The organism is Clostridium sp. CM039, from assembly GCF_055081075.1.
The window spans coordinates 3858196-3878360 of sequence record NZ_CM143649.1 but is presented as its reverse complement, the minus strand read 5'-3'; the positions used below and the strand labels follow the sequence as shown (position 1 = coordinate 3878360).

The 20165-nt window shown below is 32.2% G+C and carries 23 protein-coding genes; 11 read left to right on the top strand and 12 right to left on the bottom strand.

The window, feature by feature from the left end:
- Positions 1-26 precede the first annotated feature (26 nt).
- From ACWJJ2_RS18225 to ACWJJ2_RS18215, 3 genes are all read left to right on the top strand, one after another.
- On the top strand, positions 27-1634 hold the full coding sequence (locus ACWJJ2_RS18225; protein WP_216302000.1) for a Na/Pi cotransporter family protein: 1608 nt from the start codon (positions 27-29) through the stop codon (positions 1632-1634).
- Between the two features lie 230 nt (positions 1635-1864).
- Positions 1865-2284 (top strand): YtxH domain-containing protein, encoded by a 420-nt coding sequence (locus ACWJJ2_RS18220; protein WP_462954361.1) that lies wholly within the window; start codon positions 1865-1867, stop codon positions 2282-2284.
- A 30-nt stretch (positions 2285-2314) separates the two neighbouring features.
- The gene (locus ACWJJ2_RS18215; RefSeq protein WP_216301998.1) at positions 2315-2656 is read left to right on the top strand and encodes a hypothetical protein; all 342 of its coding nucleotides are present in this window, start codon (positions 2315-2317) and stop codon (positions 2654-2656) included.
- A 244-nt stretch (positions 2657-2900) separates the two neighbouring features.
- Here the strand turns inward: ACWJJ2_RS18215 and ACWJJ2_RS18210 are convergent, their stop codons facing one another.
- From ACWJJ2_RS18210 to ACWJJ2_RS18200, 3 genes are all read right to left on the bottom strand, one after another.
- Positions 2901-4220, bottom strand: coding sequence for a replication-associated recombination protein A (locus ACWJJ2_RS18210; protein ID WP_216301997.1), 1320 nt, complete (start codon positions 4218-4220; stop codon positions 2901-2903).
- A 51-nt stretch (positions 4221-4271) separates the two neighbouring features.
- Positions 4272-5372: a toxic anion resistance protein gene (locus tag ACWJJ2_RS18205; protein WP_216301996.1), complete on the bottom strand. Its 1101-nt coding sequence runs from the start codon at positions 5370-5372 to the stop codon at positions 4272-4274.
- Positions 5373-5478: 106 nt separating this feature from the next.
- Positions 5479-7110, bottom strand: a complete 1632-nt coding sequence (locus ACWJJ2_RS18200) for a YceG family protein (protein WP_216301995.1) — start codon at positions 7108-7110, stop codon at positions 5479-5481.
- Positions 7111-7511: 401 nt separating this feature from the next.
- On the opposite strand from ACWJJ2_RS18200, the gene rsxC reads away from it, so the two are divergent.
- The 6 genes from rsxC to ACWJJ2_RS18170 are packed head-to-tail and all read left to right on the top strand — an operon-like array spanning position 7512 to position 12500.
- A complete protein-coding gene (gene rsxC / locus ACWJJ2_RS18195) occupies positions 7512-8834 on the top strand; it encodes an electron transport complex subunit RsxC (RefSeq protein ID WP_216301994.1) in 1323 nt (440 codons plus the stop codon).
- 15 nt (positions 8835-8849) lie between these two features.
- The gene (locus ACWJJ2_RS18190; protein ID WP_216301993.1) at positions 8850-9770 is read left to right on the top strand and encodes an RnfABCDGE type electron transport complex subunit D; all 921 of its coding nucleotides are present in this window, start codon (positions 8850-8852) and stop codon (positions 9768-9770) included.
- Positions 9771-10337: an RnfABCDGE type electron transport complex subunit G gene (locus ACWJJ2_RS18185; RefSeq protein WP_165411699.1), complete on the top strand. Its 567-nt coding sequence runs from the start codon at positions 9771-9773 to the stop codon at positions 10335-10337. It begins immediately after the preceding gene.
- A complete protein-coding gene (locus tag ACWJJ2_RS18180) occupies positions 10337-11029 on the top strand; it encodes an RnfABCDGE type electron transport complex subunit E (protein WP_216301992.1) in 693 nt (230 codons plus the stop codon). Before ACWJJ2_RS18185 ends, ACWJJ2_RS18180 begins: the two co-directional genes overlap by 1 nt.
- A gap of 25 nt (positions 11030-11054) precedes the next feature.
- Positions 11055-11642 (top strand): electron transport complex subunit RsxA, encoded by a 588-nt coding sequence (gene rsxA / locus ACWJJ2_RS18175; RefSeq protein WP_216301991.1) that lies wholly within the window; start codon positions 11055-11057, stop codon positions 11640-11642.
- A 6-nt stretch (positions 11643-11648) separates the two neighbouring features.
- The gene (locus tag ACWJJ2_RS18170) at positions 11649-12500 is read left to right on the top strand and encodes an RnfABCDGE type electron transport complex subunit B (protein ID WP_216302046.1); all 852 of its coding nucleotides are present in this window, start codon (positions 11649-11651) and stop codon (positions 12498-12500) included.
- Between the two features lie 69 nt (positions 12501-12569).
- On the opposite strand, the gene ACWJJ2_RS18165 is transcribed toward ACWJJ2_RS18170, so the two are convergent.
- From ACWJJ2_RS18165 to ACWJJ2_RS18140, 6 genes are all read right to left on the bottom strand, one after another.
- Positions 12570-12773, bottom strand: coding sequence for a helix-turn-helix transcriptional regulator (locus ACWJJ2_RS18165; RefSeq protein ID WP_216277559.1), 204 nt, complete (start codon positions 12771-12773; stop codon positions 12570-12572).
- On the bottom strand, positions 12774-13205 hold the full coding sequence (locus ACWJJ2_RS18160; protein ID WP_216301990.1) for a hypothetical protein: 432 nt from the start codon (positions 13203-13205) through the stop codon (positions 12774-12776).
- 475 nt (positions 13206-13680) lie between these two features.
- Positions 13681-14184: a Gx transporter family protein gene (locus ACWJJ2_RS18155; RefSeq protein WP_216302045.1), complete on the bottom strand. Its 504-nt coding sequence runs from the start codon at positions 14182-14184 to the stop codon at positions 13681-13683.
- A 22-nt stretch (positions 14185-14206) separates the two neighbouring features.
- Complete coding sequence (locus tag ACWJJ2_RS18150; RefSeq protein WP_165411695.1) at positions 14207-14593, bottom strand: NusG domain II-containing protein; 387 nt, start codon at positions 14591-14593, stop codon at positions 14207-14209.
- Positions 14577-15506 carry an FAD:protein FMN transferase gene (locus ACWJJ2_RS18145; RefSeq protein ID WP_216301989.1) on the bottom strand — a complete coding sequence of 310 codons (930 nt, stop codon included), beginning with the start codon at positions 15504-15506 and terminating at the stop codon, positions 14577-14579. Before ACWJJ2_RS18145 ends, ACWJJ2_RS18150 begins: the two co-directional genes overlap by 17 nt.
- Before the next feature lie 391 nt (positions 15507-15897).
- A complete protein-coding gene (locus tag ACWJJ2_RS18140) occupies positions 15898-16104 on the bottom strand; it encodes a hypothetical protein (protein WP_165411693.1) in 207 nt (68 codons plus the stop codon).
- Positions 16105-16375: 271 nt separating this feature from the next.
- Between ACWJJ2_RS18140 and ACWJJ2_RS18135 the strand changes: the two genes are divergently transcribed.
- Together ACWJJ2_RS18135 and ACWJJ2_RS18130 are read left to right on the top strand one after the other, a co-directional pair.
- Entirely contained in the window at positions 16376-16957 is a 582-nt protein-coding gene (locus tag ACWJJ2_RS18135; RefSeq protein WP_220286042.1) for a 5-formyltetrahydrofolate cyclo-ligase, read from the top strand.
- Positions 16958-17003: 46 nt separating this feature from the next.
- A complete protein-coding gene (locus tag ACWJJ2_RS18130) occupies positions 17004-17750 on the top strand; it encodes an HAD-IB family hydrolase (RefSeq protein WP_216301987.1) in 747 nt (248 codons plus the stop codon).
- Between the two features lie 58 nt (positions 17751-17808).
- Here ACWJJ2_RS18130 and ACWJJ2_RS18125 read toward each other — a convergent pair whose 3' ends face one another.
- The 3 genes from ACWJJ2_RS18125 to ACWJJ2_RS18115 all read right to left on the bottom strand — a co-directional run bounded on the left by ACWJJ2_RS18125 (position 17809) and on the right by ACWJJ2_RS18115 (position 20125).
- Positions 17809-18114 carry a hypothetical protein gene (locus ACWJJ2_RS18125; RefSeq protein WP_216301986.1) on the bottom strand — a complete coding sequence of 102 codons (306 nt, stop codon included), beginning with the start codon at positions 18112-18114 and terminating at the stop codon, positions 17809-17811.
- 285 nt (positions 18115-18399) lie between these two features.
- On the bottom strand, positions 18400-18861 hold the full coding sequence (gene ribH / locus ACWJJ2_RS18120; RefSeq protein WP_216301985.1) for a 6,7-dimethyl-8-ribityllumazine synthase: 462 nt from the start codon (positions 18859-18861) through the stop codon (positions 18400-18402).
- Positions 18862-18916: 55 nt separating this feature from the next.
- Positions 18917-20125: a bifunctional 3,4-dihydroxy-2-butanone-4-phosphate synthase/GTP cyclohydrolase II gene (locus ACWJJ2_RS18115; protein ID WP_220286044.1), complete on the bottom strand. Its 1209-nt coding sequence runs from the start codon at positions 20123-20125 to the stop codon at positions 18917-18919.
- Positions 20126-20165 lie beyond the last annotated feature (40 nt).

The following is a 20165-nucleotide window of genomic DNA, read 5'->3' as shown; positions in this document are numbered from 1 at the left end:
TCTATTTAGAGGAGTGTTATTAAAATATGGATTATAAAATGATTTTTCAACTTTTAGGTGGTTTAGGACTATTTGTATACGGAATGAAGCTAATGGGCGATGGTCTCCAGAAGGCTGCTGGCGAAAAGCTAAAAAAAATGCTAGAGGTTCTAACTAGCAATAGGTTTTTCGCTGTACTCGTTGGTGCAGGTGTCACTGCAATTATTCAAAGCAGTAGTGCTACTACAGTAATGACTATAGGTTTTGTAAATGCAGGGCTTATGAATTTATTCCAAGCTGCTGGGGTTATTATGGGAGCAAATGTTGGTACTACAATGACTGCTCAACTTATAGCCTTTAAACTTACAGATGTCGCACCCTTTGTTCTTGCAATAGGTGCTGCTTTAGTTTTATTTTGCAAGAATAAGAAAACTAAAGACATTGGCGAGATTGTTTTGGGTTTCGGTATATTATTTGTTGGTATGTCAATGATGGAAACTGCTATGAGTCCTTTAAGTGAACTAGATAGCTTCAAGAATCTTATTTTAGTTTTAGGAAAGCACCCGTTCATGGGAGTTATTGTTGGTCTTTGTATGACAGCAACAATTCAAAGTAGTAGTGCTACTATTGGAATATTAATGGCACTTGCTTCAAATAGTAGTATAACGCTTGCTGTTGCACTTCCGATACTTTTCGGGGATAATATTGGAACCTGTGCTACTGCACTACTTGCAAGTATAGGCACAACTAAAAATGCTAAAAGAGCTGCACTGTTACATTTGATTTTTAACTTTACAGGCACATTAATATTTATGGTAGCTTTCAAGTTAGTATTAAAAATTGTTCCGATGTTTGGTGGAGATGTTCAAAGACAAATTGCAAATGCTCACACATTATTTAATGTATCAAATGTGTTTATACAAGTTTGGTTTATAAATGCTTTAGTTAAAATTGTTAATAAATTAGTACCTGGTGAGGATGAAAAATCATCTGCTCTAGTACTCGAATACTTAGATCGAAGACTACTGGAAACTCCTTCTATCGCAGTTGGACAACTTATTAAGGAAGTTACTAGAATGGGTCAATTAGCCTCGGTAAATCTTTCTAATGCGATGCAATCTTTCCTTAATTGTGATGAAAAAATGATGAACTCAGTTATTGATCATGAGGTTACAATTAACTATCTTGAGAGAGAAATAACTAGTTATATGGTGTCGCTTTCAAATACATCTCTATCTGAACATCAATCTGAAATTATTACTTCTCTTTACAATGTTGTAAATGATATAGAGAGAATTGGAGATCATGCTGACAACTTAGGTGAGCTTGCTAAAAGCAGAATGGTTAATAAACTCATTTTTTCAGAAAAATCACTATCTGATGTTACATATATGTTTGAAACTGTAAAATACTGTGTTGATAACGCAATAGCCGCTTTAGAAAATTCCGACTTAGAATCTGCTCGCAAAGCAATGAACGTAGAAAAAAAGATAGATACCATGGAAAGACAGCTTAAAAAGGAGCATATATCTAGGTTAAGTCGCCTTGAATGCACTCCTGCTGGTAGCTCTGTGTATCTAGAACTATTAACCAATCTTGAAAGAGTTGGAGACCATTCAAATAATATTGCACAAATGGTTGTAAGCTCTAATTAATCATATGAAAACAAAAAAGATTAGGACCTAGTGTAAAACTAAGTCCTAATCTTTTTGTTTTAATTTGTACTTGTCAGTATATTTTTTTACATTTCCTATATGTATTGACAAAAGTCTACATATTGTATAATATACAACCATATAATGTTTTTATATTTAGAGGGGGAAACATTTATGATATTTTCAAATTGGTATAAAAAACAAAAAAAGAAAAAGAAAGAAAATTAAGAATTAAAGCTGCAAAAAAAATACTTATTGGTACCGCAGCTGGAAGTCTTAGTGGTTTATTAGGTGGTTTACTTTTTTCGCCAAAATCCGGAAAAGAAACTAGAGAAGATATTGCTCGTTCATCAAAAGAGCTTACGAGAACTATTAATAATAAAGTCTCTGATGCTAAAGATAGTGTAACAGATGCTAAAATTAAAATTAAACAAAAAAGTGCTGACCTTAAAGAATCTCTTAACAGTAAAGTCTCAGATGCCAAAGATAGTGTAACAGATGCTAAATTTAAAGTTTCTCAATATTTAAATGAAAAAAAGACTTCAAAAGTAATTTCTGAAACAAAAGATGATATGACTATAACTGACAATGAAGATTTAGATACCGTTGTAGGACAACCTGTTATAGTTGAAAATGAAACTAAAAAATAATCAAAATTTTATAGAATAGTGGTGTTATTAATGTATATAAACTTTTTTAAATTAGGACAAGGCTTATTGCTTTTTCTTGGTGTAGTCATTTTAATTATACTTATAATAGGGTTATTAAAACTTATTAAAACTATATCAAGTGTAAACTCAATTATCGAAAAAAATGAAGATAATATAGATGAAATATTGTCTGTTTTACCAAAAACATTTAAAAACTTATATGAGGTAACAGACAACATAAAAGATGTTACTGAAGTAGTAGTTAAAACAACTGCCTCTGCCATTGGTACAACAGAATATTTTGAAAAATATTTAGTATATATAGTAGATATTTTAACTATTATAAAAAAAATATTTTCAAATAAAAAATAAACAAGTATATATTACTATTAATGCGTTCACTTCGCTAAGAACTACTAATTTTATTTTTAGTTAATCTGCTTAAAAACATAAACTCGCTGTCGCTCAAACATATGTTTTTCTTAACGCATCTTAATTAAAAATAAAACAAGAAGTTCTAAAGCTCGCTTAAATGCATTATACGTAATATATACTTTTTTTTGCGCATTCAAACAAATGAGGCAGATAACATAAACTTAAGTTTATGTTATCTGCTTCATTTGTTTGAATGTGACTTAAGGCGTTCTTTAATTTTTTTCTCATATCCATTGTCAAGGGCTTCATAATATACTTTGCCAATTAGCTCATCAGGCAAATATTGCTGCGCTACATAATTCCCCTCATAATCATGCGGGTACAAATATCCTACTCCATGTCCTAGTTTCTTTGCACCACTATAACTTTGATCCCTTAGATGTACAGGTATTTCCCCTATATTTTTTTCTTCTACATCTTTAATTGCATTATTTATAGCCATATAAGATGCATTACTTTTGGGAGCTGAAGCTATATAAATTGCAGCCTGTGCTAAAATAATTCTTGCTTCTGGCATGCCTATAAACTGAACCGCTTGTGCTGCATTATTTGCTACGAGTAGCGCAATAGGATCAGCATTTCCCACATCCTCGGATGCAGCTATTACAATTCTCCTGGCAATAAACTTTGGATCCTCCCCAGCGTATATCATTCTAGCAAGGTAATGTACTGTAGCATCAGGGTCCGATCCTCGCATACTTTTAATAAACGCAGAAATTACATCATAATGCTCGTCTCTATTCTTATCATATTTTATATGCTTTCTTTGGAGACATTCCTGAACAACTGCAAGGGTTATTTTTATTTTACCATCTTCATCTCTTTCCGTAGTGAGTACTGATAATTCCAAAGCATTAAGTGCACGTCTTGCATCGCCATTTGCCATATCTGCAAGATAACTTATAGCTTCACTCTCCATACAAATATCGGTGTTCCCAAATCCTACTTCTTTATCAACAAGCGCACGTGCAATAATCTTTTCAATATGTTTTTTCCTTAATGGTTCTAATTTAAATAGCATAGATCTAGATATTAATGCATTATTGACTTCAAAATACGGGTTTTCCGTAGTTGCTCCAATTAAAACTATTGTGCCTTTTTCTACAAAAGGTAACAATGCATCCTGTTGAGCTTTATTAAATCTATGAATTTCATCTATAAATAATATGGTTTTAGTATTGTACATGCCTAAATTATTCTTAGCGTCAGCTACCACTTCTCTTAATTCTTTTAGCCCATCTGTTACAGCATTAAGTCTAACAAAATTAGATTTCGTTGTATTTGCAATAACTTTAGCCAAGCTAGTTTTACCTGTACCTGACGGGCCATAAAGTAGTAACGAAGTTATCTTATCCGCTTTTATAGCTCGGTGTAAAAGCTTTCCCTTGCTTAAAATATGCTCTTGCCCTACATAGTCTTCTAATTTTTCAGGTTTTAATCTCTCAGCGAGCGGTGCTTCTTTTTGTAAGTTCTTTTGTGCTTGTAATTCAAACAGATCCATATAATCACCTTTAAATCTTTCGTTTAGTTTAAAACGCTCTATTATAATTAATTAGCTTAAAGATTTTTGTTTTAGTTTTTCTGTCATATCATGTAATTTAACTATTCCGGCTTCTCTTAATTTTTTATTCTCATCTTCAATGTTCTTTGTTTCCTCTATCCCTTGCATAATAGTATTCCAAGTTTTCTCTAGCGTTTCTATTTTTACACTTGTTCCTCCAGCGAGTTTCGCTATGTCAACACTTTGACTTCTTATATTTTCGGCATTTTTCATTAATAATTCATTAGTAGTTCTGTCAAGCTCTGCTAAAGAATCTGATACTAGCTTTTGCTTTTTTAAAGCAATAGCTTGAATTATTCCATTTTTGAATACAGGTATAGTTATTATAAAAGCAGAATGAACTTTAGATATCAACTTATAATTTCCTCTTTGAATCATTTTAATTTGAGGGGCAGTTTGTAATGATACCATCTTAGCCATTTCCAAATCATAAATTCTCTGTTTTAACATTTCAACAGTGGCTTTAGCATTCTCGTAATTTATCATATTTATTTGTTCACCACTCGCTGCTAACGCCTCAAGTCTAGGAATATCTCCATTTTCATTTTTTTCAACAACCATATTTCCTGCTGCAATGTATTTTTCTAATTCTCCATAATACTCAAAATTCTGATTATATAAGTTTTCAAGTGATAAGTTAGAACTATTTATTTCCGCCTTATAACCACTAAGCGCCGTGTAAATTTTGTCTATTTCTCCTCCGATGGTTTTATACTTACCCATCATTTTGTCAATTGCCTTACCTGGTTTACTAAATAGCTTTGCAAGAAAACCCGTTTTGTTTTCCTCAAAATCTTGCTTATCAAATTTCTTCATTATACTTGTAAGTTCTTTTATCATAACACCTGAGTCTTCAACACTACTGCTTTTAATAGAATTTAATATTTGATCCGCAAATTTTGATATTTGCTGAGCCGGTTCATTTCCAAATTCTAATATTGCATTTGCATCTTTAATATTTATATTGGCTGCAATTTGCATCACTTGTGGTGAGACTTTAAGCTGCTGACTTATGCTTATTGCTTTTTGCTCTATAGCCTTATCTTCAATGTTTTCATCCTCGATTTTAAGTATTTGATTATTTTTTTCCATGTTTTTCTCCCCCTAATATCTCGTGCGCCTATGTTTTTCTAACTTATTTTTAAGATTTTTGTGCTATAGCATAAAAATCAGCTTTCACTTTTCAACTATCAAAATATTAACTACGAAACAAATTTTCAAAAAAACCTTTCTTCTTCTCAACATGTTTTTTAAAATGCAACTTAAAACTTACATTTTCTAATCTATGAATGTCATATTTCTCAGGAAATATAAAATTTTCTATGTCGTTATACCCTGAAGGGTTATATATAATTATATCTATTCCCATAGAATTCATAAAGGCAAGCATTATACAATCTTCGAAAGATAAGTTCCCATTTTCTTCATTATTATAAACTACAATTTTAGGAACTTCTTCTGGGTAATCATATGCTTGCAGTAATTCAAGTAATGTTGTATCTAAATTTATTAACACTGAGAAAATATCCACTTGCAAATCCCTTAAATCTTCCTGTTCAACGTTTATTATTACAGGATTAAGGCATAAGTCTTTAATTTTCTCTGCCATAGTTTTTTGAAGTCCAGACCTGAGCTCCTTGTATTTCCACCAAGATGAATTAAGCATTTCCGAAACATTGAACCCTGAAAAAATATTACTCGGGTATATTTTATTAAATTTTCCATATTCCAAATGTACTACATCCATTATAGGTAGTTCATTATAAAACTTAGTAAATTTCCCAGTTGATACCTCGTTAATTTCCTTCCAGTAAATATCAATATTTTCATGAGTGCCACAAATTTTTGAGAACATGTTGGGCACGACTACAGTTGAGTCTTTAACCTTAAACCCTTCCCTTATGTATGCCTTTTCCTTAATCCAAATATATATTTCCTCATATGTAGTATTAAGGGTTACTGCCTCTACATTATAATCTGAAAACTGCCACGGTCTATAAAACCCAGAATCATCCGTATACAATGTCTTATTAAGCTCTTCTTTAGCATTGTATGCAGTGGTCTTAATTCTATCCTCAATATTAGAAGGGAACGGTTTTATTTCATAGTTACAATTATAAACAATTTCATTTGAAAAAGCATTATATTTATCAATTTCATGAAAAGCTCCAGCGTTTTTCGGATTAAAGTATAAAATATCGCAACCCAAGGTTGATAATAATATTAAATAAAAAACTTCTTCTCTTGAAATTTCTCCATAAAAGACTACCTTAGGATTAATTTTCATATAATCAAACTCTTCGAATAACTCTTTAGAATAAATATTTATCCAATGAATCACATAATTGATAATAACTTTAATTTTATGATTATCAATTATTTCATTGCTCTTAATATAATACTCTATTAGTCCCTTTAAATTATTTTTAATTTGTCTGAGCAAAACTTTATTAGATAAATTCGGAAAAAGTCCATTATCACTTATTAAATTTATAATTAAGGATACATCTAGAACTTCTCTTTTGAATACTTTTATCCAAATGTCATTTAATACATTTTGAAGTCTTATGCTAATGTCTTTATCTAATCCCTCACCAAACCGTATGTAACATGACCCTATTTTCTTTAATTCACTGTCTAAACTATGTAAATTTTCATAGTAATCTTTCTCATTATTTTTTATACCTATAAACCTATAAAAATAATTGGGAATAGTAACAACATTAGAATTATATTCAAATTTGCTTCTTTTATAAATCTCTGTTTTTAAACTATTTATGATATCCTCATTAATGTCTAAATTCACACTTTGGATCTCCAAATTATTCAAACTATTATTCTCCATATTCACCTTACCTTTTCAATTATATTTTCTCGTAAATATAGTTTATTATCCATATTAAGTATACCATATTAATCTTATATTTTTCATTGTAATATTCCTTAAGAACACATTTTATACCAGTGGAGTTATTGGAATAATCTCACTTTTTCATAAAAGTTTTTTTTCATAAAAGGTATTCTTTTATACATACAAAAGGTATAATATATATGGTATAGTGGATTTTAGTTGTAACTGCATTAAGCTTTTACACTTTTTTATTTTTTACAATCTTAGCTATAATTTTATAGTAGTATAACAGTTAATTATTGTTATACTACTATAAACCACTAAAGAGGGTAACAATTGATAATTGTTATGCCTCTCAGAGAACTACAAGGAGGTTTATTATGGGACTTTTGACTTTTAAAAAAGGTATTCACCCGAGTGGTAGTAAAGACTTAAGTATGCACAAAGCAATTCAAGATTTGCTTCCAAAGGGCAACTTAGTATTTCCTATGCAACAACATATAGGTGCACCTTGCGAACCTTTAGTAAAAAAAGGTGATAAAGTATTGGTGGGACAAAAAATAGGTGAATCCAAAGCTTTTGTATCTGCGCCAATATATTCAAGCGTATCTGGAACTGTAAAAGACGTAGCGCCGTGGCTACATAGTAATGGAACAATGGTATTGTCTGCCATTATCGAAAACGATAACACTTATGAAGAAGTGCTAACTATGACACCTCACAATGATTATGAAAAGCTATCAAAAAATGAAATCGTAACTATCATTAAAGAAGCTGGTATAGTAGGTATGGGTGGGGCATGTTTTCCTACACATATTAAGCTTACTCCTCCAGAGGGAAAAATTATCGACAGCATTATAATAAATGCTGCAGAGTGTGAACCATATTTAACTTGCGATTACAGAATGATGATGGAAAAATCCACTGAAATAGCTCTCGGCTTAAAAATTATTCTTCAAATGTTCCCTGGTGTAAAGGGATATGTTGGAATAGAAGATAATAAGCCTGATGCAATTGAAGCTATGAAAAAAGCTTGCAAAAGCATGGATAATGTACAAGTTACTCCACTTATTACAAAATATCCTCAAGGTGCAGAAAAACAATTAATTTATGCAATTACTGGTAGAGAATTACCTTCTGGTAAGCTCCCTGCAGACGTTGGATGCATAGTTCAAAATGTTGATTCTGTGTTTGAGATATATAACGCTGTAGTAAACGGTAGACCACTTATGGAGCGAGTACTAACCGTAACCGGAGAAGCAGTTAAAGAACCACTTAATTTAAGAGTAAAATTTGGAACTTCTATAGAAGAAGTTATCGAGGCTGCTGGTGGATTTAAAGAAGACCCCGTTAAAGTAATATCCGGTGGACCTATGATGGGAATGGCTTTAAGTTCATTAAAAACTCCCGTTATTAAAGGAACCTCGGGGATACTTTGTTTAACAAAACAGCAAGCTAAATTAGAACAAGAATCTAGCTGCATAAGATGTGGAAAATGCATGAACGCTTGTCCTATGTTTTTAAACCCTACAAAACTTAACTCTTTAGTTTTAAGAGGTAAGTACGATGAATTTGAAGAATACCATGGTATGGATTGCATTGAGTGTGCTTGTTGCTCTTATGTATGCCCAGCAAAACGTCATTTAACTCAAACTTGCCGTGAAGGTAAACAAACAGTAAATATCAATAGACGAAAAAAATAGATAGAGGTGACTTATATGTATACAGTATCTTCATCCCCACACATAAAATCAAATGATTCTGTGCAGGGCATAATGAGAGACGTAATAATAGCATTACTACCTGCTACCTTTGCCGGCATATATTTTTTTGGAATGCAAGCATTTTTAGTTACATTGGTATCTGTGCTATCATGTATTGCGGCAGAGGCTTTATGGCAGAAACTAACTCATAGAAAAATTACAATAGGAGATCTTAGTGCTGTGGTAACTGGTTTATTACTTGCATTTAATTTGCCCGCTGCTGTTCCGCTTTGGCTTCCTGCAATTGGAGGATTTTTCGCAATAATTATTGTAAAACAATTTTTTGGTGGAATTGGACAAAATGTAATGAACCCCGCTTTAGCCGCTAGAGCATTTTTACTTGCTTCTTGGCCAGTTCACATGACTAATTTTACCGTTGATGGTACTTCCGCTGCTACGGCACTTGGAATACTTAAAACTGGTGGTGACAATTTACCTAGTCTAATGAACGTTTTTATTGGTAATGTCGGTGGTTGCATTGGTGAAACTTCTGTACTTGCATTACTAATCGGTGGAGCCTATCTACTATATAGGAAAATAATAAGCTGGCATACTCCAGTAGTATTTATTGGTACTGTATTTGTTTTAACTGCTATATTAGGTAGAGATGGTTTAATGACTGGAAATGCATTATATGAAATTTGTGCTGGAGGCTTAATGATTGGTGCTTTCTTTATGGCAACTGATTATTCAACTTCGCCAATGACTAAAAAAGGACAACTTATCTTTGGACTTGGATGTGGAGTTTTAACCACAATTATACGTTTATATGGTGGTTATGCTGAAGGAGTATCCTACTCTATATTAATAATGAGCTTATTTGTTCCATTTATTGATAAGTTTACTGCTCCACGTATTTTTGGGGAGGTGAAATAATTGAAAGAAAATATTAAATTAGGTTTGATTTTACTTTTAATTACTGGAGTTGCGGGCTTCTTACTAGGCGGTGCCTATGAAATAACAAAAGCACCTATTGCTAATTCGATTGCTGCTGATAAGCAAGCTGCTATGAAAGCAATATTACCCACAGCTGATAAATTTGAAAAGACAGACGTGAAAATCAATGAAAAGATTTCTGAGGTTAACTCTGGCCTAAAGGGTAATGAAATAGCTGGTTATGCTATAAAAGTTGCTCCAAAAGGATACGCTGGCCCAGTAGAAATCATGGTTGGAATATCAAACGAGGGAAAAGTTACTGGGATTAAAATTTTAGCCCACACTGAAACTCCTGGTCTTGGTGCTAATGCTCCAGAACCTAAGTTTTCAGATCAATTTAAGAATAAACCTATAAACGAAAAATTAGAAGTTGTAAAAGTAGCTCCTTCAAAGGACAACCAAATACAAGCTATTACAGGTGCAACTATTACATCAAAAGCTGTAACTCTTGGTGTTAGCGATGCTATTGATTTTTACAACTCTTCATTGAAAGGAGCTGAAAAATAATGAGCGTATTTTCTGAAAGATTAAAAAATGGTATTGTAACCGAAAATCCAATATTTGTGCAAGTTCTCGCTATGTGCCCTACCCTAGCTGTTACCACAAGTGTAAAAAACGGCATAGGTATGGGACTAGCATCTACAGCAGTGTTGATTTTTTCTAATCTTTTTATATCATTATTAAGAAATGCAATACCTGATAAGGTTCGTATACCAGCTTACATTACAATAATAGCTGCTTTTGTAACATTAATTCAGTTTTTATTGCAAGGTTTTGTTCCATCTCTATATAAGTCACTCGGAATTTTTATTCCACTTATAGTTGTTAACTGTGTAATTCTTGGAAGAGCTGAATCATATGCTTCAAAACACAAAGCACTTCCTTCAATTTTTGATGCTATCGGAATGGGACTTGGGTTTACAGTAGCTTTAGCAATTCTGGGTGCAATAAGGGAATTACTAGGCGCTGGTTCAATATACGGATTTAAATTATTGGGAGCCTCTTTTCAACCTGCTATAATTATGGTTCTAGCACCTGGAGCTTTTATTACTCTAGGAATTTTAATGGCTCTATTAAACCAAAAAGCAATTAATCAAACAAATAAAGTTAATGATAAAATTGCACATTTTCATGAAATTGATCCAGTGACTGGCGCGTGTACTGGATGTGGGTCTTGTGCTCATAGTTGCAAAAAATAATTTTTTTTAAGAAAGGTGGATGGAAATGAGACTTTTTTCAATTTTTATAAGTGCATTTTTGGTAAATAACTTCTTATTAGTTAAATTCCTTGGAGTATGTTCTTTTCTTGGAGTTTCTAAAAAAACCGAAACTGCAAAAGGTATGGGACTAGCAGTAGTATTTGTTATGTTCTTAGCCTCATTCATGACTTATGGAGTCTATAACTGGATTTTAGTTCCTTTGAACATAACTTATTTATCAACACTATCATTCGTGCTAGTTATTGCAGCACTCGTGCAATTTGTTGAGATGGTTATCAAAAAAACTCAGCCAAGTCTCTATAAAGCGCTCGGAATATTTCTTCCATTAATAACAACTAATTGTGCTGTGCTTGGTATGGCTGTTATCAACATAGGTGAAAAATACAACCTAGTAGAATCCATGGTTAATGCCCTTGGAGCATCAGCTGGCTATATGCTTGCCATTGTACTTCTTTCAGGGTTAAGAGAAAGAATGGAAGAGAATGATAATATGCCACTAGCCTTTAGAGGTCTACCTATTTCATTAATTACAGCCGGACTCATGGCCATCGCATTTTTAGGCTTTAGTGGTTTAAAATTGGGGGGTATTTAAATGGATATAAATAATTTAATTTACCCAGTAATAAGCATTGGTGGTATAGGCCTTGTATTTGGTATAGTACTTGGTTATGCTAATAAGAAATTCTACGTAGCTGTTGATCCTAAAATACCACTAGTTAGAGAAGCATTGCCTAGTGCAAATTGTGGTGCATGTGGATTCGCTGGTTGTGATGCTTATGCTGCAGCTGTAGTTGAGGGCGGTGCACTCCTAAATGCATGCAGCGTAGGTGGAGCTTCTGTCGCTGAAAAAATCGGGGAAATAATGGGCGTATCCGTTGAAACCGCTAATCCACAAGTTGCCTTTGTTAAATGTAAAGGAACTTGCACGGTTGCTAAAGAAAAATATGAGTATGATGGAATCAAAGATTGCCGCCAAGCAGTTATTGCTCCTGGTGGTGGTCCTAAAGCTTGCGCTGATGGTTGTTTGGGTTTTGCAAGTTGTGTAAGAGCTTGTGAGTTCAATGCCCTTCACGTCATTGATGGTGTAGCTGTAGTATATAAGGATAATTGTGTAGCTTGTGGCGCATGCATTGCAGTATGCCCTAAGAATTTAATAGAATTAGTTCCAGCTACTCAAGAAGTACTTATTGAATGTAACTCAAAATCAAAGGGTAAAACAGTAAAAGATAATTGCGGTGTTGGATGCATTGCTTGCGGAATGTGTGCGAGAGTTTGCCCATCTAAGGCGATTGTTATGGTTAATAACTTACCTGTAATAGACTTTGAAAAATGTACACAGTGTGGACTATGTTCTACTAAGTGTCCTACAAAGGTTATTTCAAAACCATTAAAAGCTCGTGAAAACTTAAGTAAAGTCACTATTAAAGACGAGAGTGTAGTAAGTAAATAAAAAAGATAAGCAGAAGGGTTTAAACCTTCTGCTTATCTTTTTCATTTTATTTATCTAAAGTTATATTTATTAATCAACAAATTTAAATAATTCTTCAACTGTCGTATTGAATACCTTGGCTATATCCATAGCTAATTTTAAGGATGGGTTATATCTCCCATTTTCTAAATGCACTATAGTTTCTCGTCTAACCTCCACTAATTTTGCAAGTTCAGCTTGCTTCATTAATGCTTTCTCTCTATACTCTTTAATGTTTGTATTTAGAATTGACACTTATTTGCAAATCCCCTTTCTATCATAATACATAAAGGATAATAATCTTATTATAGTGAATATAAATATGATTATCATTAACCAGACTCCTATTGCAAACTTTGAAATAACAAGCTCCTTATAAATTGTAAAAGCTGGAGATGTAAGTCGGTAGCTGAATATAACAATTGAAATTACTAAAAAATTCATACCAATCTTATTTACTTTAGATAATATACTGATTCCTAATTCATCAGTTATACCACTTAATCTTTTTTCATTATAGAAAAATATGGCCACCATCATAATTTCAAAAAGACCTTGAATAAACATGGAAGCACCCTTGTCAGGATTGATTACATTTAGTTTATACAGTAAGAAAACAATTAATTGATATAATGCTACTCCTAATTGCAGAACAAGCTTTGATTTAATACTCATTTTTGGATCCATAAAAGAAACCTCCCTAAAGTTATATATTTATAACATGTATGTTATAAATATATAACTTTAGGGAGATTTTGTCAACATAAAAGTTTAGATTCTATAATAGATTGTTTTCCCTATAGGCAGTGAGTAAGATTGTCCAAATCTTCCTTTTAGTATAAGCAGTGAAAGAGCTTGTGCCACATCAAATTTTCGTATGAATAATGAAGGAGAAAATCTGATGTGGACCAGCCTTTAACTGCGACGTCTTATTATGCCCAAAAGATGAAATTTCTCAGGAGTGACTTGCAATACGAAACGTAAAAACTATTGAAATTTGATTTAGAAATTCTTCTGTTGCGAATGTAAAATCCTCGTAAGACTGCCAGGACGGCGAATGTGAGTGCTAGAGAATTTCACATGAGCAAAAGACTAGAATTCCTTAATCAAATTTCAAGTTTCGAGTTCGTATTGCAATGCTCACAAGAGAAATTTCATACTTTTATTTTAGTGGTAATATTTCTTCTAATCTACTTTTTAAAATACTAGATAGAATTCCAATAAAATACCCTGTAACAATCGCTGAAATTAATAATACCGGTAAATACACATATATTCTTAAATCATTAATTATAAAAGCGGCCACAAGTAGCTGACCTACATTGTGAAAAACAGATCCACAAACACTTATTGAAGGTATACTTAAGTGATTCTTAAGATACTTGTAAAGCAATACCATTACTATATTACTTAGCACTCCGCCTGCAATGCTAAACATAAAGGCTGACATGCTTCCACCAAAAATAGAACCTAATAAGGTTCTTAAAATCATTATTAAAAATGCTTCTTTCCACCCTAGTAATATTAATGCAACTAACGATATAGAATTAGCAAGCCCTAATTTTATTCCTGGAAATAGCACTGGAATCTGGGCCTCAATTAAATAAATAACTAATGCTATTGCAACTAACATACTGAGTAAAACCATTCTTTTAGTCTTTCCCATATTTTCACCTACATTTTTTAATTTAAAAAGTCCCACCATCAATACCTTTATTTGCTTCGCCTTCAATACTAATCATAAGTTTATTAGGTAAACATACAATCATCCCACCTGGCTCTGATATACTTCCACTTTTAACACACTCTTTATGTGCACAATCAGAATCTTTTACCTTAACACCATCATGAGTAACTAGTATGGTATTATAATGGCCATCTTTTGTTTTTATAGTAAACTCTTGTGGCTCTTTTACCTTATTTAAATCAATAGTTCTAATCACTGTACCGGCGCTTTTAATAACTGCAATATTTTCTGACCCCTTGATTGCGATTTTGTATATTAAAGCTACACTAAAAGATATTACTACAATAATTAAAAGTATTATGAAAACTATTTTATCGCCCTTTTTCATAAATAAACTCCTTGTTCGTTAGGTTAAAACTATCTTTAAGGCCTGATGTAACATATATTTTTTTATCCGAGGTAACAAAAATAGCATCTACACCTTTAATAGACTCTATCAATTTAATCCCTTTTTCAAGTCCCATGATATAAGTACTTGTAGATAGTGCATCTCCATCAATTGATTTATCCGATACTATAGTTGTACTTATGATACCTTTATCTGCTGGATACCCAGTTTTAGGATCAAATATATGATGATACCGCACACCATCCTTTATAAAATATCTCTCATAATTGCCTGATGTAACCACGGATTTATCAGTAAAACTAACAGTTCCTAAGTATTCTCCACGCGTATCTAATGGATTTTGTATTCCTATATTCCAGCTAGTTCCGTCTGGTTTGCTTCCTACAGCATAAACATTACCACCTAAATTTATAAGCGCACTGCTAATCTTATTATCTATTAAAACCTTCTTTATTTCATCAGCCGTATATCCCTTTGCTATAGCGCCCAAATCTATAGCTTGGCTCGCTCGCCTTAACTTGATAGTTGAATTTTTTTCATCCAGAATAATATCATTATAATCAACTAGCTTTAATTTTTCATCAATTTCATTTTTTGTTGGAACTCTCTCCTTGTCAGTACCTATACCCCATAGCTTTACAATTGGTTCTATAGTTACATCAAGAGCACCTCCAGTTAATCTACCATATTTAACAGCTTCTTTTATTACGTAATATGTATCGGCGCTAAGTTTCTCACCTGAAATTCCAGATTTAGCATTTAATTTTGTAATTTCAGAAGTTTCAATATTAACAGACATTTTATCTTCTATATCATTTACCCTCTTTAATGCTTTCTCGGTTGCTTTTTCTGCGTTTCCACCATATACCTTTAATTGAACAATTGTGCCCATTAGGTAGGTCTCTTTTTCAACAGGTTTTGTATTACCTTTGCAAGATGTTAAAAGTATTGAAATAGACAATAATAACAGTATACGACATGTTTTACGTGAACCTTTTATGGTACATCACCACCCCTAGATTGTTTTTAAATACAATATATATTATAGCATATATGTATTTAAAATAACCTCCCTATATTACTTGAAATATCCATAAAAACACGTAAAAAGTTCTTTATGTCTTTGTAATTTTACAAACACTATTACAGATATAATAATATCAGACTTTTCAGAAAGCTACAATCATTTTTCAACTTTATCAATTTAAACTGCATTATAAAGAATAAAGGTATAGAATTAAAACTCTATACCCATTTTTGAATAATATTAAATTTATTTAATTCTAATAATCCCTTTGATCCCCATTTAAAATATTCTCTATTTCTACTGCTATTTCACGACCTTTTTTGTAAGAATTAAGCCTATCCTGTGGGATAGAGTCTTTATATCTGTCCTCACCTGAAAGAAAATCTACGATTCCTTTCTTTGCACTTGGCACATCTCCAACGTGGTCTATTCCATTAACTTCTCTTATTTTTGAATTGTCCATGAATATTCCTCCTTATATTTCTTAAAGATACCTAGTATTTTTTAATACTCCTGCATCTTTAATATTATAATTATAGACTTCCCAATTTATAATTTTTAATGTATTAATGCATTACTTGAGACTTATGGAAGTGTTATTTTGCTTAAGATTGGTTATCTAAAATAATATAAACTTATATATAATTCTATAAATTGCATATATGATAAACATATGTTATACTAATTTAAATTTTATAGTATAATATTTAAATAATTTCTAGGGGAGGGTACTTATGGAAGATAATCTTAAAGATACTTTAAGAAAAAATATGCTACATCAAAGAAAAAGTATGAAGATTCAAGATGTAAGTAATTTTAGCAATAAAATTATAGGCACAATTATGGAGTTACCTGAATTTATAAATTGCAAAAATATCATGTTATACCTAAGTTTCAATAAAGAAGTTGATACCTATCCTCTTGCTAAGTGGTGTTTGGATAACGGTAAAACAGTAATTGCACCCTATTGCATACAATCTAAGCGAGAAATAATACCTTTTAAAATAAATAATCTTACTACTGATCTTTCTAAATCTAGTATTGGTGTTATGGAGCCAAAACATGACTCATTAGATAAAGTTAATATTGAGGATATAGATTTAATAATAGTTCCCGGCGTAGTATTTGATAAACATTGCAATAGGATAGGTTTTGGTGCTGGTTATTATGATAGATTTTTACCTAAAAAGACGAAACTTACTCCTACTATAGGCATAGCCTATGACTATCAAATAGTTGATAAAGTGCCCACTGGTGAATATGATGTGCCATTGGATTTCATAATCACTGAAAAAAGAATAATATTTCCCGAATAGCTAATTATAAATTTCTTAAATTTCTTAAAATAATTATATTATACCGATGTTGGAGGTGATCACTTTGAAAAAAAGAATAGCTGCTTTCTTTGATATTGATGGTACTCTCTATAGAGATAGTTTAATTAGTGAGGTATTCAAAAAATTGATTAAAAGCGAAATAATAGAAAATGATAAATGGTACAAAGAAGTAAAACCCTATTATGTTAAATGGGATAAGCGAATAGGAAATTATGATAATTACCTGCTTAAAATGGCTGATATTTATACCGAGGCCATAATTGGACTTCATAAGTGTCAAATCGAGTTTATTGCTAAGCAAATTGTAAAGCAAAAAGGGGATAGGGTTTATACCTACACCCGTGATAGAATTAAATGGCATAAGAGCCAGGGTCATATCATTATCACTGTATCAGGCAGTCCAATAGAACTTGTACGCGAAATGTCTATAAAATACGGGTTTGATGATTATATAGGAACAAAGTATCAATTGAATAAAGATAATATTTACACTGGTGCTATTATTCCTATGTGGGATAGTGTTAGTAAGCATGCCGCCATAGAACATTTTGTTTGTAAATATAATATTGATTTGGATCAAAGTTATGCTTATGGAGATACTTCCGGAGATTACTCTATGTTAAAGTTAATTAGTAACCCTACAGTAATAAACCCTACTAAAGAACTACTCCTAAAAATTCTAGACGATGATGCATTAAAAGAAAAAATTAATATAATGCTAGAAAGAAAAGATGTGGTTTACAAGCTAAAACCAGAGCACATTGAAATATAATATTTTAATCTAAAAAATTAAAAACAGAATGGAAGTCCGCAACCTTCCATTCTGTTTATTATTTTTTGGTTGAAAATTTCTTTTTGGATACTACCGAATAAACAATCCATATGAGAAATAAACTTCCAATTGTTATATTTGTTATTACATTTTTTAATAAAGGTAACCCTTGTCCGAGGAAAGTACCAATTAGAATCATTCCTCCCATTGAAATTAAAACAAGCTTATTTAGTTTTATATATTCATCTAAATTTTCGCCCTTATATTTTTTCCCCTGCTTCTTCTCAAAATTCAAACCAGAAACAACAGCCGATGCACCCATCATAATAAATATAATAGTAAATACACTATCGCCTATACCCATTTGGACTACCCCCATTCTACTTATCTTTAAGAATAGTATATCATAAGTATAGATGAAAGCGAAAAAAGTCTAGGGGTGCATAACAGTTAATAATTGTTATGCACCCCTAATGAATACCCAAAGTAGTACCTAAAAATCAGCTGAATAGCAACTTTGGAATTTCTCCGAAGTGACTTGCAATAAGAAACGTATAAACTATTAAATTTGATTTAGAATTTCTTAATCGAATTTCCAGTTTTAAGTTCGTTTGCAATGCACGCAGGAGAATTTTTTTGTTCTATTATTTTAAATTTCTTTTAATAAATTTGCCATTTCTATTGCAGTTACTGCAGCATCATACCCTTTATTACCTGCTTTTGTACCCGCTCTTTCAATAGCTTGCTCGATATTCTCAGTAGTAAGAATTCCAAAAATAATTGGAACTCCTGTTTCGAGTGATACAGATGCAATTCCCTTAGTTACCTCACCAGATACATATTCATAATGAGATGTAGCGCCTCTTATTACTGCTCCTAAACATATCACACCATCATACTTACCAGACTTAGCCATTTTTTTTGCAACTAGAGGTATTTCAAATGCACCAGGCACCCATGCAATTTCAACATTTTCTTCTGTAACTCCGTGACGTTTTAAACCATCTAGTGCTCCCGTTAATAATTTTCCACCTATAAATTCATTAAATCTTGCTACTATAATCCCAAATTTTAAACCTTCTGCTATTAATTTACCTTCATACGTTATCATTTCTATTCCTCCTATTAATTTAATATCATATTGTTTACTTGAATGTGCTTAACACTTATACTCGTTCAGGGTCAAGTAAATGTCCCATTTTTTCTCTTTTAGTTTGCAAATAGAACTTATCTTTTTCATTGTGATTCATCACTATTGCTACTCTTTCAACTATGTCAATACCATAGCCTGAAATTCCTGTTATTTTTTTAGGATTGTTAGTCATGAGTCTTATTTTTGTAGCACCTAATAGTTCCAATATCTGAGCTCCAATGCCATAATCTCTCATGTCTACAGGGAAACCTAAAGCTACATTTGCTTCTGCGGTATCCATTCCTTTATCTTGAAGATTGTATGCCTTTAGCTTATTAATTAACCCTATTCCACGTCCTTCCTGCCTCATATAAAGCAATATTCCATTTTTCTCTTTTGCTATTGCTTTCATGGCCGCATCATATTGTTCTCCACAATCACATCTCATAGAGCCTAGTGCATCTCCAGTAAGACACTCAGAGTGCACCCTAACAAGTACAGATTCACTACTTCTTACATCACCTTTGACTAATGCTACATGATGCTCTCCATTTATCTTATTAACAAATCCATAGATAGTAAATTCACCATATCTAGTTGGCATTTGTGCCTCCGTAACCATTTCTACAAGGCATTCAGTTTTTCTCCTGTAAGCAATTAAATCTACTATGGTAATCATTTTTAAATCATGTTTTTTCACATAATCCATAAGCTCTGGTACCCTAGCCATTGATCCATCTTCATTCATAATTTCACAAATCACACCTGCAGGATATAACCCTGCAAGTCTTGCTAAATCAACAGCAGCCTCTGTATGACCGCCCCTATTTAATACGCCACCCTCTCTTGCTGCTAGAGGAAATACATGGCCTGGTCTATTGAAATCTTTTGATGAAGCCTCCGAATCTATCACCTTTAATATAGTAGTTGCCCTCTCTGCAGCTGATATTCCTGTAGTGGTAGTTACAGCATCAATAGAAACAGAAAATGCTGTTCCATGCACATCAGTATTATTTACCACCATCTGATTTATATTTAACTTATCTAATCTATCTTTAACTATAGGCATGCATATAAGTCCACGTGCATACCTAGCCATAAAATTTATGTTTTCCTGAGTAGCTTTCTCGGCTGCTATAATTAAATCTCCTTCATTTTCCCTATCTTCATCATCTACCACAACAACCATTTTTCCATTTTTAATATCTTCTAAAGCTTCTTCAATAGTATTAAATTTATACATTTTTCCACCCCTTAATTATCACTTTGTGCTGTAATCATCA